Here is a 16,567-nt window from a genome sequence, read left to right as displayed (position 1 = left end):
TACGGGCTCCCGCCGCAGCAAAAGGCGCGGCCCCACGCGGCGCTCGATCTGGTAAATTCTACAGGTGTCGGCCGAGTTTACAATCGGAAGGGCCGACTGGGGAAAGGAGAGTTGAAGTCGAGAGACTGGAGATGAAATAGTCACCGACTTAATGGGGGGGATGCTGCTGAGACGCAAAGAAAATCCCCAGTCGCTTGTTAGCAACTGGGGATCCGTTTTTGTTTGGAGCGGGAAACGGGATTCGAACCCGCGACCTTCAGCTTGGGAAGCTGACACTCTACCACTGAGTTATTCCCGCTTAAATCGAGTGGTCTTTGTACCGCATTTTACCCGTCGCTGTCAATGGTTTTGTTTAGTTACCTGTCTATCCCTTCTCTTTCTTCCGCTCCTCCTGTCGGTTAGGCGGCGTTCGGCATCACGATCTTGGAAAGCATCTTCTCTGCTACGGCACGACCGGATACTGCATAGGTTCCAGCCTGTATCTGCGACTTCAATTCCTCGACCTTCTCGGTCCTGAATTCCAGATGTCGCGCTTTGGGTGCTTCGGGCATGTAACTGGAAAGCTCTACCTTGTCGGCTGCCGGCTGCTGCTTGGCAATTGCTTCCCTGTGCGCTTCGGCCACTTCGGGCTTGTCAGCCCTTACGATCGATACTTGGGTTGCTGCCGGTTTTGGATTGAGTTCTTCGATTTTCATCTTTTTCTTGCCCCCGATGAGTTAGGTACGCAGTAAGGTTTAGTTCTGTTTCGACAGCTTGGAAAATAACTTTAGCCTTTTTTCATTGCTCATAGCTTTTTTCGTGAAAAACGGCAAATGCAGCAAGGAGGGGAAGTCGGGCACCTGGTAATGGGCCCCGGCAAGCTCGCTCGCGTCGCCATAGCCGTAACTGCAGCCGACGGTGACTACTCCTGCCCCTCCTCCCGCCGCGATGTCGTTGATGCTGTCCCCCACCATGACGCACTGAACGGGTTCTATCGCGTACTCCTTCAGCACGGCCAGCACCGGCTCGGGAGAGGGCTTCCGATAGGGGAAGGAGTCGGCTCCGAACACCTCTGTGAAGGGCTCCCCGATCCCCAGCCTGACGAGGACCTCCTTGCAGAGGGCGACGTTCTTGTTGGAGAGGACGACCATGGGGAGGCCGAAGGTGCCCAACTCCTTCAGCGTTTCGGGAACGCCGGGATAGGCACGGGTCTTGTCGGCTATGTGGGCCAGGTTGTAGTCGAGAAATACGCCCAGCGCCTCGTCCACCTCCGCGGCAGTGGCACCGGGGAGCGCCCGCTCCACCAGATTGCGCGCCCCCTTCCCTACCAGCTTGCGGACGTCCGGAATCCCTATCTCAGGGAGGCCATACCTGCCGCGAATGAGGTTGGTGGCGTCGGTCAGGTCGGGGAGCGAATCGATCAGCGTGCCGTCCAGGTCGAAGATGAGCAGCCTGACAGTTCCCATTATTCAATCTCCAGATATGAAAGAACCGCGGCAACCGGCTTCTACCCGGCTACCGCGGCGTTTGACTGCAAAAAGCGACCCCCCGGAGGGAGGACCGGCTTATTCCCACTCGATGGTTGCGGGGGGCTTCTGGCTTATGTCGTAAACCACGCGGTTCACGCCCTTCACCTCGTTGATGATTCTTGAGGAAATACTGCCAAGTAGCTCGTAGGGGAGCTTGACCCAGTCCGCGGTCATGCCGTCCAGCGAGTTGACGGCACGAAGGGCCACGGTCCACTCGTAGGTCCTGGCGTCGCCCATGACACCCACGGTCTTGACCGGGAGGAGTACGGCAAAGGACTGCCAGATGTCGCGATATAACCCGGCCTTCCTGATCTCCTCGATGACGATGGCGTCGGCCTCGCGCAGGATGTCGAGCTTCTCCGCGGAGAGCTCGCCGATGCAGCGGATGGCAAGACCGGGACCCGGGAAGGGCTGGCGGTACACCACCTCGTCGGGCATGCCGAGCTCCTTGCCCAGAAGCCGCACCTCGTCCTTGAACAGTTCGCGCACCGGTTCCAGGAGCTTCAGGTTCATCTTCTCGGGGAGGCCACCCACGTTGTGGTGGCTCTTGATCACCGCGGAGGGGCCCTTGGTGGAGACGGACTCGATCACGTCGGGGTAGAGGGTCCCCTGCGCCAGGTAATCGACCTGCCCCAGCTTCTTGGCCTCCTCCTCGAAGAGGTAGATGAACTCGTTGCCGATGATCTTGCGCTTTTGCTCCGGGTCGGAGACCCCTTCCAGCATCCCCAGGAAGCGGTCGGCGGCGTCGACGTGGGTCAGGTTGATCTTGAAGTGCTTGGTGAAGAGGTTCACCACCTTGTCGGCTTCGCCCTTCCTCAAGAGGCCGTTGTTGACGAAGACGCAGTGCAGCTGGTCGCCGATCGCCTTGTGGATCAGCACGGCGACGACGGCAGAGTCGACCCCGCCGGAGAGGGCGCAGAGGACCTTGCCGGTGCCGACCTTCTCGCGGATGGCGGCAAGCTCGGTCTCGATGAAGTTGGCCATGGTCCAGGTGGGCTTGGAGCCGCAGACGTTGAAGAGGAAGTTGCCGATCATCTCGTCGCCGCGCGGGGTATGCACCACCTCTGGGTGGAACTGCACGCCGAAGAAGTTGCGCTTCTCATCCTTCATGGCGGCAACGGGGCAGCCATCGGTGTGGGCCATGAGCTGGAAGCCGGCCGGCATAGCCTCGATGCGGTCGCCATGGGACATCCAGACCTCGGCGCCGCCGTCGAAGCCGGCGAAGATCTCGCTCTTGCCGTCGAGCGCCAGGGTGGCGCGGCCGAACTCGCGCTTGTCGCAGCGCTCCACGCGCCCGCCCAGCTGCTGGGTCATGAGCTGCATGCCGTAGCAGATGCCCAAGACCGGGATGCCGAGGTCGTAGATGCCGAGATCGGAGTGCGGAGCGTCCTTGTCGTAGACGCTGGAGGGGCCGCCGGAGAGGATGATCCCCTTCGGGGCGAACGCCTTGATCTTCTCGAGCGTCATGTTGTAGGGGTGGATCTCGCAGTAAACGCTCTGCTCCCTGACGCGCCTGGCGATCAGCTGGGTCACCTGGGAGCCGAAGTCGAGGATCAGAACCTTTTCGGAGTGGATATCGATCGTCATTGGGTATTCCTTGTTAAGGGTTAAAAGCACTCACCACAGAGGAACACGGAGGAACCACAGAGGAAAACCGAAAAGCGTGCGGGACAGCCCCGGAAACCTTTTTGAATTTGCTCTGTGTGCCTCTGTGCCCTCTGTGGTGAAAGGCTTTGGTTCTCAGCTCAGGTTATTTCTCCACCCTGTAGTTCGGGGCTTCCTTGGTGATCATGACGTCATGCACGTGGGACTCTTTGAGGCCCGCGCCGGTGATCCTGACGAAACGACCGTTTTGCTGCAGGTCGACTATGGTCCGGCTCCCGGTGTACCCCATGCCGGCGCGCAGCCCGCCCATCAGCTGGTGCACGTTGGCGGAAAGCGGTCCCCTGAGCGGAACCATCCCCTCGATCCCCTCGGGCACGAGCTTCACGTCGCTGTCGACATCGCTTTGGAAGTAACGGTCCTTGCTCCCTTCCTTCATGGCGCCGATGGAGCCCATGCCGCGGTAGCTCTTGTAGGCGCGACCCTGGTACAGGATGGTGTCTCCCGGGGACTCCTCGGTCCCTGCGAAGAGGGAGCCGATCATGACCACGTCGGCGCCGGCGGCGACCGCCTTGGTGAGATCGCCCGAGTACTTGATGCCGCCGTCGGCGATGAGCGGTATGCCGTGTCTCTTGGCGACCCTGGAGCACTCGGCGATGGCGGTGATCTGGGGGACGCCGATGCCTGCGACCACGCGGGTGGTGCAGATGGAACCGGGTCCGATGCCGACCTTGATGGCGTCGACGCCGGCCTCGATCAGCGCCTCGGCCGCGTCCGCGGTGGCGATGTTTCCAGCTACGAGCTCAAGCCCCGGGAAGTCGGACTTGATGCGGGCTATGGTGTCGATTACCCCCTGGGAGTGGCCGTGGGCGGTGTCGATGACCACGACGTCCACGCCCGCCTTCATCAGCGCGTCGATGCGCGCGTCCACGTCGGGGGTCGGGCCGACCGCAGCGCCGACCCTCAGGCGCCCGAGGGAGTCCTTGCAGGCGTTGGGGTACTTCTTGATCTTCTCTATGTCCTTGATGGTGATCAGCCCCTTGAGGTTCTTCTCGGCGTCCACCACCAGAAGTTTCTCTACCCTGGTGTGCTTCAGGTGTTCCTTGGCCTGCTCCAGCGTCGTCCCCACGGGAACGGTGACCAGGTTCCGCTTGGTCATGCGGTCGGAGATGAGCAGGTCCAGGTTGGTCTCGAAACGGAGGTCCCTGTTAGTCAGGATACCGACCAGCTTGCCGTTCGCCTTGGTGATCGGCACCCCGGAGATCCTGTACTTCGCCATCATCTCCAGAGCCTCCCGGATGCGCTGGTTGGGGCGCATGGTGATCGGGTCCACGATCATCCCGGACTCGCTCTTTTTCACCTTGTCCACCTCCATCGCCTGCTCGGCAACGGTGAGGTTCTTGTGGATGAAGCCGAGACCCCCTTCGCGCGCCATGCAGATAGCCGCCCTCGATTCGGTGACGGTGTCCATGGCGGCGCTCACCAGCGGTATGTTCAGCTGTATGTTGTTGGTGAGCCTGGTGCTGAGATCGGTGTCGCGGGGGAGGATGAGCGAGTGGGCAGGGAGGAGCAGGACGTCGTCAAAGGTAAGACCTTCCGGAAGGCTGCTTTCTAACATTAGAGAGACTCCTTTTGTTGTTTGGGGCGCACGATATTAACCGGAAAACCTATTACAAGGGGCTATCCAAGTCAACTGAAATTTGCCTAATCAAGCGACCGAAAACCATATGATTTCCCAAATTTACCGTTTACATAAACAGAGTTAACGATGATCTGGCGCCACCTTTGGGGCTGCACTCTCCACCAGTTGGTCCAGCCAAAGCAAATCCCCCCTGTCCCCCCCTTATCAAAGGGGGGAACGTGAGGCTCGTGCAGCGCCTGGGGACTTTCCGGAGGGCTCCCCGAAGCGGCTTCCCGTGCTGTTAATCACATCGGGATGAAGGCTTCCTTATGTCCCATCTTGGAGAGCGACGCCACGATCAGCTCGACCGCCCCGTCCAGGTCGGCAAGCGACAGGGTCTCGACCGGGGTGTGCATGTAGCGCAGCGGGATCTTCACCAAAGCGGTGGCCACGCCGCCGCGGGAGATCTGCATCACGTTGGCGTCGGTGCCGGTCGCCCGGGCGATGCCGGTGTACTGCACGGCGATGCCGTTATTGGTAGCGGTGTCGGAGAGGAGGTCGAAGAGGACAGGGTTGATGTTGGCGCCGCGGGGAAGGATCGGCCCCTTGCCCAGCCCCACTTCGCCGTTGTGCTTTTTGTCCACGTCGGGCTGGTCGGTGGCGAAATCCACCTCGACGCAGATCCCTACGTCCGGGTTCACCGAGTAGCTGCTGGTTGTGCCGCCGCGGAGACCAACCTCCTCCTGGACCGAGGAGACGCCGTAGAGGTCGATGGGAAGCTGGTCGGGAAGCTCGGAGACGCGGCGCAGCACCTCGGCGACCACGAAGCTGCCGGCCTTGTCGTCGAGCCCGCGCGAACTGACGCGGTCCCCGAAGAGACGTTCCAGGTTCCCGGCGAAGGTGATGGGATCGCCCACCCGCACCCACTCCATGGCCTCCTTCTTGTTGGCGGCGCCGATGTCGATGTACTGGGCGTCCAGCTTGATCACCGTGTCGCGCTCCTTGGGCTCGATCAGGTGGATGGGGCGCTTGCCGATCACACCGTTCAGTTTCCCCTTCGCGGTGTGGACGTGAACCTTCATGCCCGGAGTTATGTGGGGATCGACCCCACCGATGGCGGAGAAATAGATGAAACCGTTGTCGTCCAGGTAGCGGACCTGGAGGCCGATCTCGTCGGAGTGGCCGACGATCATGACCCGGGGACGGTTGCTCCCTGCGCCCTGGATCATGCCGAAGACGTTCCCCATTACGTCGGTAGCCACCTGGCAGAAGGGCTCTATGTAGGAGCGGAAGACCCGCTGGGCAGGCTGCTCGTACCCGGACGGGCTGGGCGCCGCCAGCAATTGCTGCAGGAATTCGAAAGATGCGTCACGCATGGAAACCTCCAGGGAAAAACCTAGATTAAGATTAAGACTTAGGACCTAAGACTAAAATTAAGATTAAGACATGCCAGTCAAAAAGAAGGCCTTGGCTTGCATGCAGTTTCTCAATCTCAATCTTAATCTTTATCTTATGCAGTGAGCAGCCTTTTCTACATGGGGTACTTCCCCATGGCGGCGGGATCCATGTGGTCCAGGAAGTCGACGAACCGGCGGGCGTTGTTCTCCTCGGCCAGGCCGTCCTCTTTCAGGTCGAGGGTGGAGACCTGGGCAAGCACTTCGGGGTCCACCAGCACGGGCTGCTGGTACCTGAGCGAGAGGAGCATCGCCTCGGTCACGTGCACCTCCAGGCGGATCTCCTCGCCCTTCCTGGGCACGAGCCGCACGGACGCGATGAATACGCCGTCTTTGAGGCTTTCGACGACGATGCGTGAAAGCGTCAGCTCCATCTGTTCCACCAGGGCGGTGAAGACGTCCTTGCGGCGGGTCCTGGCGGTCGCTTCGCGTCCCACGAACTGGGCGGCAAAGGCAACGGAATCCTGCGCGTTGATCCAGACCGGCACCGCGTGCTTTTCCTCGGCATCCTTCAGTATGATCACCGGCATCTGCGCGATGGCATCGAGCGCGAAGCCGAACACCTTCATCTCCAGATACATCTTCGTCTCTCCCATTTTGGTTTCAGTCATGGACTATCTCGCCCTTGAGCAGGGTCTGCAACCCTTCTACAATTTTCACGTCCAGCACGCGCCCGGCGAGCGCGGGGTCTCCCGCGAAGATGGTGCCGCGGTTGCCGCCGGTCCTGCCGAAGAGGGACTCCCCGGAACTGCTCAATCCCTCCACCAGCACCTTTTGCACCGTCCCCTCAAAACTGCGGTTGCGTGCCAGGGTCGTCTTCTTCTGGGCCGCCTGCAACCGTTCCAGGCGCCCCTGTTTCTCGGCCCGGGTGGCGTCGTCAGCGTACTGTGCCGCCTTGGTGCCGGGACGCGCCGAGTAGATGAAGGAGAAGAGGTCTGCGTACTGCACCTCCTCGATCAGGGCCATGGTCTCCAGGAAGGCCGCCTCGTCCTCGCCCGGAAAGCCGACTATCATGTCGCCGGTGAACTGGATCGTCGGGCAGGCCTCTTTGAGCGCAGCCACCTTGGCCAGGTACTGCGAGGCCGTGTAGCCGCGGTTCATCCGCTCCAGCACCCGGTCGCTACCCGACTGGGCGGGAAGGTGGATGTGGGGGGCAAGCTTCGGGAGATCGGCGAAGCACTCTATCAGCCTCTGCGACATGTCTTTGGGATGCGAGGTGGTGAAGCGGATGCGCTCGATCCCGTCGACCTGCGCCACCAGCCGCAAGAGCTCCGGGAAATCGGGCTCCCCCGGTTGCTTGGAGGCGTACGAGTTCACGTTCTGCCCCAAGAGGTTTACCTCGGTGACGCCGGCTTCGGCCAAAACCCTCACTTCCTCCAAGACCTTGGCCGCGCTCCTGCTGATCTCGCGGCCGCGTACGTGCGGCACGATGCAGTAGGCGCAGAAATTGTCGCACCCCTGCATCACGGTGACAAACCGGGTCACCCCCCCTTCCGCCTCGGAGTGCGGGAAGAGGTCGAAACGCTTTTCGTCGTCGAGAAAATCGGTCTGGCTGCTCCTTTTCCCTGCTTCAGCTGCGGCGACCATCTTCTGCAAAAGGTGCAGGTTATGGGTGCCGAAGACCAGGTTCACGAAGGGGGCCTTCTTGAGGAGCTTTTCCCCTTCCTGCTGGGCCACGCACCCCCCGACCCCGATGATGAGCCCGGGCTTTGCCTTCTTGATCGATTTGAACTTCCCCAGGTGTCCGTAGACCCGCTGCTCGGCGGTTGCCCTGATGCTGCAGGTGTTCAAAAGAACAAGGTCGGCCTCAACCGGGTCCTGAGTCTGCTGGTATCCCATCCCCTTCATCAGGGTCACTATCTTTTCGGAATCGCTGACGTTCATCTGGCAACCGAAGGTTTCCAGGTAGAGTTTTTTCGCTTGGCTCACGTTTATATCCTGATGCTTAAATTGCTGAATAGTACGAGAATTGCCCTAGCCCAGTCAACACCTATTACCGGCCCTTATCACACCCTGCACGAGGCGCTCCCCCAGCATTAACCCCCGCAAATCATTGCCTCTGCGATATATGCAATAAAAAACATATTGACATATAGTCCTCTCTGGATTTATAAGTTTCCTGAGGATACGACCTACGGTCGGCTCCCCTACTCCGCAGGCTGACGCCATTCCCCCAAAATAAACCACCGTTAACTGCATTGGACATTTCGCGAAATTATATTTCTCAAACAAAATTGATTTCCACTCAAACTACCGGGCAATCAGCCGATGAGGACAGCAACGTCTAGTATTTAATGAGTTACATCGGCACGGCGACGTGCCACTGCAATATTCTCTGAAGAAAGTTGGTTCAACGCCAACGAAAAGAACAAAGGAGAAGTAAATGAAAAAACTGGAAAAGCTGTTGGTGGGCGCGGCAGTCTGCGCACTGGCCGTACCTGCGGTGGCGCAGGCAGACGAACAGGAAATGCAGAGGAAAATCGACGAACTGACCAAGAAGGTGCAGAAGCTCGAAGAGCAGAAAAACGCTCCCGACCAGAAGAAGATCGAGGACCTGACCCGCAAGGTGGACCGGCTCGAGGACAAATCCCTCGGCAAGTGGCTCACCATCGGCGGCGACTACCGCTTCAGGCTCGACAGCCTGAACGGCAGCACCAAAGCGTACACCGATGCTTTCGGCTCCCTCAATAACGCTCAGAACGCCCTTCAGGGCACCATCTTCAGCGGCGGTTCGGTAGCCGGAACCCCGCTTGCCGCCCTGATGCCGCTTGTACAGACCATGCAGGGAACCACAAGTTACGCCGCCGCCAACCAGATGGTGCAGATGCTGGGTATGAACCCCGCCCTGCTTCCCCCGCAGTACCAGGCCATGCAGCAGATGGCAGGCGCCCTGCAGACCCCGACCACCGCTGGCGGCTATGCCAAGCGCGTCCCGGCCTACAAGCCTAACAACGACACCCTGTACACCAACCGCTTCGGCCTGAACATGCACGCCAAGGCGACCAAGGACGTGACCGTGAACGTCCGCCTTCTGGCATACAAAACCTTCGGGGCCAATGACGACCAGGCAGTCACCAACGGCGGCGCCACTCCGTTCTTCGCCGACCGCGTTGGTGTCTTCGACGGCACCATCGGCAGGGTTCCTTCCAGCGACTTCCTGAACGTCGACCGCGCCTACGCCACCTGGTCCAACATCGCCGACCAGCCGGTCTGGTTCTCCGTTGGTCGCCGCCCCTCCACCGAGGGTGCGCCTTCCAACCTCCGTCTGAACAACGAGCGCCCGGGCAACGGCGGCACCCCCGCCCTTCTCGTCGACTACGCCTTCGACGGCATGACTATCGGCTGGGCTCCCGACGTCGAGGCACTTCCGGGCGCCTACGCGAAGATCTGCTACGGCCGCGGCTACGAGGCAGGCTTTGAGACCACCACCAACAACCTGAAAGACACCGACATGCTCGGTCTCGCCATCGTCCCGGTAGACACCGACCCGCTGCGCGTCTGGCTGCAGTACAACCGCGGCTTCAACATCTTCGACTTCCCGACCATGAACAGCACCTACTACGGCGACACTGCTCCTGCGGTCAACCTGGGTGCGATCGACTGGTACGGCCTCGGCGCCATGAGCACCATCAAGAAGGTCGGCCCGGGTAACCTCAACTTCTTCGGCGACGTCGGGATGAGCGTCACCCACCCGAACGACAACGTGTCCGGCAATGCCGGCTTCCAGGGTCTGATGACCGGCCGCTTCTTCGCCCCGGAGGCTCCGACCAGCAAAACCGGCTGGGCCACCTACGTGGGTGCTCGTTACGACTACGAACCGAGCAAGACCAAGCTCGGCCTCGAGTACAACCACGGCTCCAAGAACTGGATCACCTTCGCACCTGCAGCCGACGACATGTGGACCTCCAAGGTCGGCACCCGCGGCGACGTCTACGAGGCATACCTCATCCAGGAGCTCAACAGCAAGCCGGTTTCCTCCTACCTCGCGAAAGCCTTCTTCCGCATCGGCTTCCAGTACTACGACTTCGAGTACACCGGGAGCAACAACTGGGTAGGCGCTCCGGTGAAGATCTCCAGCATCCAGCCGGGCGACATGATGCTGATGGCGCCTGTTAAGAGCGCCCGCGACATCTACGCAACCCTCGAGGTTAAATTCTAAGTAACAGAGGTTGCACAACAAACGGCGGGGTGGCAAGCCAGAGGCAGCCACCCCGCCGAAAAGGAGAACGAAGATGAAAAAAGCAGTATCGGTAATGGTTCTGGTAGCAGTAGCGGCACTCTCCATCCTCTGCTTCAGCGGCATCGCAAGCGCCGGTGAAGAAATCAAGATGGTTGGCGTCATCACCAAGATCGAGATCGCCGGCAAGGACGCCAAGACCGCCACCGCCACCCTCAAAGACAACAAGACCGAGGCTCTGGTGGTGATCACCGTCAACGACGAACTCACCCTGGACAAGTTCAAGGATCACAGGATCGTCGAGGGCGACGAGATCCGCTGCAAGTACGAGGTGATCGACGGCAAGAACGTCTCCAAGCTGTTCAGAAAGACGGCGGGCTGCTAGCCCCTGCACTATCCTCGAAGGTGATGCGCTGTAGTTCAAGAATTGCAGCGCTTCTTTTTGCCTACAAGTATAGATTTTCTAATATATATTAAGCATCAAATGTTCATCTGGGCGGCTCGACCGCTTCAATTACGGGAGGTTTTATGAGAGGTTTGCTGGGAATTTTGGTGGGGGTTGCGCTCTTGGCGGCTGCCGCGCAGGGGATGGCTGCAGTAGACCATTCCGAGTTCGTCAAGGGGCCGTTCAAAAGCGGCATCGAGGTGACCAAGGTCTGTCTGGAGTGCCACGAGCAGCAGGCGGCTGACTTCATGAAGACGACCCACTGGACCTGGGCCGGCACGCCGAACATGGTCAAGGGGATGGAGAAAAGCACCAAGAAGTACGGCAAGTCCAACATGATCAACTCCTTCTGCACCTCCATCCAGGGGGGCAAGGACGGGGTGGTTCACGAGTCCTGCGGCAAGTGCCATGCAGGCTACGGCTGGACCCGCACCAACTTCGACTTCACCGACAAGACCAAGGTCGACTGCCTCATCTGCCATGCGCAGAAGGGGAACTACACCCGCGCGACCGTCGGGTGCGAGATCGACCAGAAGAGCATCGACAAGAAGAGCATGGACCTGAACGAGGCTGCCAAGAGCGTCGGGCTCCCCGGCCGCAAGAACTGCGGCGCCTGCCACTTCTACGGCGGCGGCGGCGACGCGGTCAAGAACGCCGGCCTCGACTCCACCCTTGAGAAGCCGAAAAAATCCCAGGACGTCCACATGGGGACCAAGGAAAGCGGCGGCCAGGACATGGCCTGCCAGGCCTGCCACGTAACCAAGAACCACAAGATCGGCGGCGCCTCCAGCATGATGGCGCACTACGACACCCGCGTTAACTGCGAGCAGTGCCACTCCGGCGCGAAGGCCCCGCACCAGAAGGCGAAAAACGGCGCGCTCATCAACAAGCACCTCGCCACCGTCGCCTGCCAGACCTGCCACATCCCGTTCTTCGCCAAAGGGCAGGCAACGAAGATGGCCTGGAAATGGTCCGATGTGGGGAAAAACATCACCGCCGAAGAGCAGTTCGACAAGGAAACCTATGCCAAGCACAAGGGTACTTTCACCTGGGGCATGAACGTGAAGCCGGTCTACGCCTGGAGCAACGGCATGGTCGAGCGTTACATGGTCGGCGACAAGGTTAAAGATCCCACCAAGCCGGTGGCCATGATGCGCCCGGTAGGCGACATCAAGGACAAGAAGGCCAAGATCTACCCGTACAAGCTCTACAAGGGCGACCAGCCGATGGATGCCAAGTTCAAGAACCTGATCATCTTCCAGCAGTACAAGTCCCTGTGGGTCGACTACGACTGGGATAAGGCGTGCCGGTTGGGCGCGGAAGGAACCGGCCTCCCCTACAGCGGGAAGTACCAGTTCGTGAACACCGAGGCCTACATCGCAGCACAGCACGAGGTGGCGCCCAAGGAAGAGGCACTTCAGTGCGGCGAGTGCCACATGGGCGGCAACCGCCTCAACTGGAAGGCCCTTGGGTACAAAGGCGACCCGATGCAAAACGGCGGCAGGTTTTCCAAGCCGGCCCAAAAAGTGGCTAAGAAATAATTGAACTAGAAAAAGGGGGCGGGTATCCGCCTCCTTTTTCGCGTCAAAAACAATATCGTCATAGCTTGAACCGCAACCAGCAGCCAATCGCGCAGTTTCCGATTGTTTCTTTACTGTTTTGGTTAAGTCCTTTTACTTACAATTAATTTTTGCACACGGCACATCCACGCATTAAACTCAGTGGATAAACATGCCGATAACAATATGTGCTGAAGGCAAGTGAACTGAAGTAGTGAAATTTCCGGATGTGTTCACGATAGGTACTAAATACGCACACAGGAGAGATTGGATGAACAAGAAAAATGTCATAGCGACACTCTTAGCTTTGGCCCTGGCATCGACCACGGCTCTTGCGGCAGACGAGCACCCGGGCAAGGAATCGATCGCCAAGAGCGGCTACAAAGGCCCCGAGACCTGCGAGGAGTGCCATCCCGGCAGCGCCAAGGGCTTCATGGACACGGTGCACTGGAAGCACGCATCCAAGGTGACCAACGTGGAGGGCCTCGACCCGAAGAAAGAGTACGGGATGAAGAACCGCATCTACGTCATGTGCAACGGCAACGACATCGTGAACAACCTGAAGGAAATCCCCAAGAGCCCGGAAACCGGCAAGAGCAAGTTCACCGGCTGCAACACCTGCCACCCCGGCAACCACATAAGCGACGTAGGGAGCACCGGCCCCGAGGCCGAGGCGGCCGTCGACTGCCTGGTCTGCCACTCGACCGACTACGACTTCCGCCAGAGAAAACCCTCGAGAAACGAAAAAGGGCAGGTGGTGATGGGGCAGGACAGAAGCACCAAGGCGGCGCTCGCCATCGGCAAGCCGACCGTGAAGAACTGCATGGTCTGCCATGAGGCTGCAGGCGGCGGCGTCATCGTGAAGCGCGGCTTCTCCTTCACCAAGGATACCGACGCGCATGCGGCCAAGGGGATGGTCTGCGTCGACTGCCATAAGGCCAAGAACCACAAGATCCCCACCGGGCACGATCCCAACAACTGGGCCAACGACAACGTCTTCGTCTCCTGTGCCGACACCTCCTGTCACGGCGTAAAGCCGCATAAAGACGCCGACCTGAACCGCCACAGCGCGAAGATCGCCTGCCAGACCTGCCATATCCCGCGCACCGGCGGCGCCTTCGCCAAGGATTTCACCGTTTGGGAGCAGACCCCGGACAAGTTCTACGAGCCGACCACGCTGAAGAAAGAGGCCAACGAGACCACACCGGTTTACGCCTGGTACAACGGCACCGTTAAGAACACCCCTCACTTCATCGGCCCCAAAGGTAGCAGGAAGGACGGTAAGAGCAAGATCACCCCGTTCAAGATCTTCCAGGGTAAAGCCTTCTACAACAAGCAGACCGGGGAGCTCCTCTCCATGGATTTCGCCCAGCCGATGTCCAACGGCGACACCCGCGCCGGCGTCCTCTCCGCGGCGAAGACCCTGGGGATGAAGAACCCGGAGAAGGTGGCCAAGGAGGCAGTCCCCGGTTGGCAGACCATCTACTTCGGCAGCAACCACCTGGTCACCAAGAGCAAGGCGCTCTTCTGCGCCAACTGCCATGCGCCGAACGGCGTGCTCAACTTCAAGGACCTGGGCTACAGCGACAAGGAAATCGTGAAGCTGACCAGCCCCGAGCTGTACATGAAGAAGCTGGCGGAGAAACAAAAAGAAGAGTGGTAGCGTCCACCTACGCCAAGGCTACGGTGGATCAGGATAGGAAGGAAGGAGAGCCCCCCTGCATCAGGGGGGCTTTTTTATTTACAGGACGGGGCCGGCTACTTGCGACCCAGGCAAAGGAGGACGGGATAGGGGCGGGAGGCGCCATCCTCCCCCTTTTTTTCGATGACTGCGGCGGTCACCACACGCACCTCGCGCAGCCCGTTTTTGGAGAACTCTCCGGCCAGAAACGCGCGGGAGAAGCCATGGTGCAAGACACCTTTTGAATCGCTATGAAAGCTGCCGTTTTCCGTCTCCAGGTCAGCCAGCGCGAGCCAGCCTCCGGGCTTCAAAGCAGCAGCAAGCGAAGCGACCAAGGCCGGCACATCCTGCACGTGGTGCAGCGTCATCGAACTCGTGATGAGGTCGTATGAAGCGTCGAGCGACTGCTGTTCCAGGTCCAGCAGCTGCAGCGTCACGTTTTCTATCTTCCCTTGCTCCAGCTTGCGCTCAAGCACCTCCAGCATCCCCTTGGAGCTGTCGGCGCCGGTTATCCTCCCCACCAGCGGTTGCAGCCCCAGGGTGACCAGTCCGCTGCCGCAGCCGTAGTCGAGCGCCTCCATCCTTCCATCGAGAGGGAGCTCGCGGCAAAGGGCGCTGACGATATCCTGGGCGAGCTTCACGCGGCGCGGTTCCTGGTCCCAAATGCCGGCAACGGCGTCGAAATCACGTTTGTTCCCTTGCAGCGTCATGTTGTCTCCTTGCAGGCTGAATGCGGGCGCGAGGTTACCCAATTGGTCCGGCCATGGTAGTATTCAGGAATGTATATGTCAACAGTTCTCTCGCTACTTTTCATCCTGCTCAATCGTCCCCCTACTGTCACAAAGGGTGCATTCCCGAGATCGGCAAAATCACCGCAATCGATAATGAGAATTTAGCTGGTCAGCCGTAAGCAACCGTGCTATGGTGACGAGTTCGCAAGCGCAGGATGTTTTTTTAGCAGTTCCTCGACTTTGCGGTTGACAGCGAGTCGTCCTAGTGTTATATAATTCCTCTTTCAAAAAACCCTAAAAAGCTACATTTTTAAAATACCCGGAGGTGCAGTTTGGCAAATCACAAATCGGCAATGAAAAGGATCAAGCAGACGGCTAAGAGAACGGAGCGCAACAAGCACGAACGTTCCACCCTGCGCACCTTCATCAAGCGCGTCCGCGAAGCGGTTGCCACCAAGGATCAGGAGGCTGCAAAGGCCGCTCTGGCCGTGGCCATCCCGGTCATTGACGGCGCTGCGACCAAGGGGATCATCCACTCCTCCAACGCTTCCAGGAACGTTTCCCGTCTCACCAAGCTGGTCAACACCCTGGGCTAGTCCCCGGCTCGACCAAGCTGAAAAAGCTGAAAAAGGGAATTCCCTAACGGGGATTCCCTTTTTGTGTTGATTACCAGCAGGTCTCACAGCGTGGCTATGCTGCGATGACCGAAGCGCTACGGCGCGCAGGCCCGGCCAGCGGGGTGAGGGGAATCTTTCGGCCGGGGTGAGGGAGCCTGTTACTTCCGGCACGCCTCCATTACGAAACGCTCGAAGAGCGGTTCCTCGAGTGCTCCCGACTTGAAGGCCAGGTCCAGCTCCAGCATCCGCTCGAAAACCTGCTTCAGTTCACCCACCGTGTAGTTTCTCGCCTGATCGGTCACCTTCTTTAAAAAATAGGGGTTGATCCCCGACGCCTTCGCCAGTTCGGCGGGGGGAAGCCTGCGGTCCAGAAGTTCCCGCACCTGCCACAACTGCCGGTAATGACGCGCCACGGCGCCAAGGATGCGCAGCGGCGCCTCGCCGTCCTGCAGCAGGGAGGTGAGCATCCTGAGAGCGCGCGGGAGCTCCTTGGCACCCAAGGCGTCGGTGAACTCGAAGACGCTCTCCACCTTGGTGTCCGAGACGATCGCCTTGACGTCGGCTACGCCGATCGATTCCTTCTTGCCGCAGTAGATGCAGAGCTTCTCGATCTGGGAGACCAGCTCCTGCAGGTTGTTGCCGACCAGGTAGGCCAGAAGCTCAGCGGCGGCGGAATCAATCTTCTTCCCCGCGGCGCGCACCTCGTCGCGCACGTAGGGCCCCAGCTGGTTCTCGTAAGGGCGCTTGAACTCGACCGCCTCGCCGCGCTTTTTCAGCTCGGCGTAGAACTTCTTGCGCCCGTCGACCTTCTCCGCCTGCAGGATCAGGCAGGTCCCGGGACAGGGGTCCTGCACGTAGGAGAGGAGGATCTCCATGGCGCCGGCGGAAAGCTCCCCACCCTTCTTCACCAGGACGACCCTCCGTTCGGCGAACATGGGAAGCGTCTGTGCGGCGCTGAAGACCTCGTCCCCCTTGCACTCGTTGCCGTAGAAGACGTTCAGGTTGAAGTCGCGGAAGGAGGGATCCACGGCGCGCTCCAGGAGTTTCTTCACGGCGCGCTCCACCAGGTACGGCTCGTCCCCGTACAAAAGGTAAAGGGGCGCAAGCTCCCCCTTTTCGACCGCCTTGTTGAACTCTTCCGGTTTCATCCCCGCCCCTCTTTCGTTTCCTTA

At 59.7% G+C, this 16,567-nt stretch carries 14 protein-coding genes and 1 tRNA gene; 5 read left to right on the top strand and 10 right to left on the bottom strand.

Translation table 11 applies throughout. The features are described from left to right. Positions 1–223: 223 nt before the first annotated feature. From GEOBRER4_RS03925 to miaB, 8 genes are all read right to left on the bottom strand, one after another. Positions 224–298 (bottom strand) — tRNA-Gly (locus tag GEOBRER4_RS03925). A 100-nt stretch (positions 299–398) separates the two neighbouring features. Further along, positions 399–695, bottom strand: a complete 297-nt coding sequence (flgM, locus tag GEOBRER4_RS03920; RefSeq protein WP_085813769.1) for a flagellar biosynthesis anti-sigma factor FlgM — start codon at positions 693–695, stop codon at positions 399–401. A 39-nt stretch (positions 696–734) separates the two neighbouring features. Continuing rightward, on the bottom strand, positions 735–1,445 hold the full coding sequence (locus GEOBRER4_RS03915) for an HAD family hydrolase (RefSeq protein ID WP_185244309.1): 711 nt from the start codon (positions 1,443–1,445) through the stop codon (positions 735–737). A 99-nt stretch (positions 1,446–1,544) separates the two neighbouring features. After that, the gene (gene guaA / locus GEOBRER4_RS03910; RefSeq protein WP_185244308.1) at positions 1,545–3,095 is read right to left on the bottom strand and encodes a glutamine-hydrolyzing GMP synthase; all 1,551 of its coding nucleotides are present in this window, start codon (positions 3,093–3,095) and stop codon (positions 1,545–1,547) included. 163 nt (positions 3,096–3,258) lie between these two features. Continuing rightward, on the bottom strand, positions 3,259–4,728 hold the full coding sequence (gene guaB / locus GEOBRER4_RS03905) for an IMP dehydrogenase (RefSeq protein ID WP_185244307.1): 1,470 nt from the start codon (positions 4,726–4,728) through the stop codon (positions 3,259–3,261). A 308-nt stretch (positions 4,729–5,036) separates the two neighbouring features. Continuing rightward, a complete protein-coding gene (locus GEOBRER4_RS03900; protein WP_185244306.1) occupies positions 5,037–6,107 on the bottom strand; it encodes a M42 family metallopeptidase in 1,071 nt (356 codons plus the stop codon). A 155-nt stretch (positions 6,108–6,262) separates the two neighbouring features. Next, positions 6,263–6,796, bottom strand: a complete 534-nt coding sequence (locus GEOBRER4_RS03895; RefSeq protein ID WP_226377879.1) for a bifunctional nuclease family protein — start codon at positions 6,794–6,796, stop codon at positions 6,263–6,265. Next, the gene (miaB, locus tag GEOBRER4_RS03890) at positions 6,789–8,114 is read right to left on the bottom strand and encodes a tRNA (N6-isopentenyl adenosine(37)-C2)-methylthiotransferase MiaB (RefSeq protein ID WP_185244305.1); all 1,326 of its coding nucleotides are present in this window, start codon (positions 8,112–8,114) and stop codon (positions 6,789–6,791) included. The genes GEOBRER4_RS03895 and miaB overlap by 8 nt, the downstream gene beginning before the upstream one ends. A gap of 454 nt (positions 8,115–8,568) precedes the next feature. On the opposite strand from miaB, the gene GEOBRER4_RS03885 reads away from it, so the two are divergent. The 4 genes from GEOBRER4_RS03885 (at position 8,569) to GEOBRER4_RS03870 (ending at position 14,029) form a co-directional block, all read left to right on the top strand. Then, positions 8,569–10,344, top strand: a complete 1,776-nt coding sequence (locus GEOBRER4_RS03885) for a DUF3373 family protein (RefSeq protein WP_185244304.1) — start codon at positions 8,569–8,571, stop codon at positions 10,342–10,344. A gap of 73 nt (positions 10,345–10,417) precedes the next feature. Further along, complete coding sequence (locus GEOBRER4_RS03880; protein WP_085813777.1) at positions 10,418–10,747, top strand: hypothetical protein; 330 nt, start codon at positions 10,418–10,420, stop codon at positions 10,745–10,747. 143 nt (positions 10,748–10,890) lie between these two features. After that, positions 10,891–12,348, top strand: a complete 1,458-nt coding sequence (locus GEOBRER4_RS03875; protein ID WP_185244303.1) for a tetrathionate reductase family octaheme c-type cytochrome — start codon at positions 10,891–10,893, stop codon at positions 12,346–12,348. Positions 12,349–12,637: 289 nt separating this feature from the next. Then, a complete protein-coding gene (locus GEOBRER4_RS03870; RefSeq protein ID WP_185244302.1) occupies positions 12,638–14,029 on the top strand; it encodes a cytochrome C in 1,392 nt (463 codons plus the stop codon). Positions 14,030–14,124: 95 nt separating this feature from the next. Here GEOBRER4_RS03870 and GEOBRER4_RS03865 read toward each other — a convergent pair whose 3' ends face one another. Beyond that, positions 14,125–14,757: a class I SAM-dependent DNA methyltransferase gene (locus GEOBRER4_RS03865; protein WP_185244301.1), complete on the bottom strand. Its 633-nt coding sequence runs from the start codon at positions 14,755–14,757 to the stop codon at positions 14,125–14,127. Between the two features lie 353 nt (positions 14,758–15,110). Here GEOBRER4_RS03865 and rpsT point away from each other — a divergent pair, with 353 nt between their 5' ends. Next, the gene (gene rpsT / locus GEOBRER4_RS03860; protein ID WP_012529189.1) at positions 15,111–15,374 is read left to right on the top strand and encodes a 30S ribosomal protein S20; all 264 of its coding nucleotides are present in this window, start codon (positions 15,111–15,113) and stop codon (positions 15,372–15,374) included. A gap of 179 nt (positions 15,375–15,553) precedes the next feature. Here the strand turns inward: rpsT and holA are convergent, their stop codons facing one another. Further along, positions 15,554–16,543, bottom strand: coding sequence for a DNA polymerase III subunit delta (gene holA / locus GEOBRER4_RS03855; protein WP_185244300.1), 990 nt, complete (start codon positions 16,541–16,543; stop codon positions 15,554–15,556). Positions 16,544–16,567 lie beyond the last annotated feature (24 nt).

The organism is Citrifermentans bremense, from assembly GCF_014218275.1.
Taxonomy (GTDB): Bacteria; Desulfobacterota; Desulfuromonadia; order Geobacterales; family Geobacteraceae; genus Geomonas; species Geomonas pelophila.
This window is presented reverse-complemented; position numbering and strand designations above follow the sequence as displayed.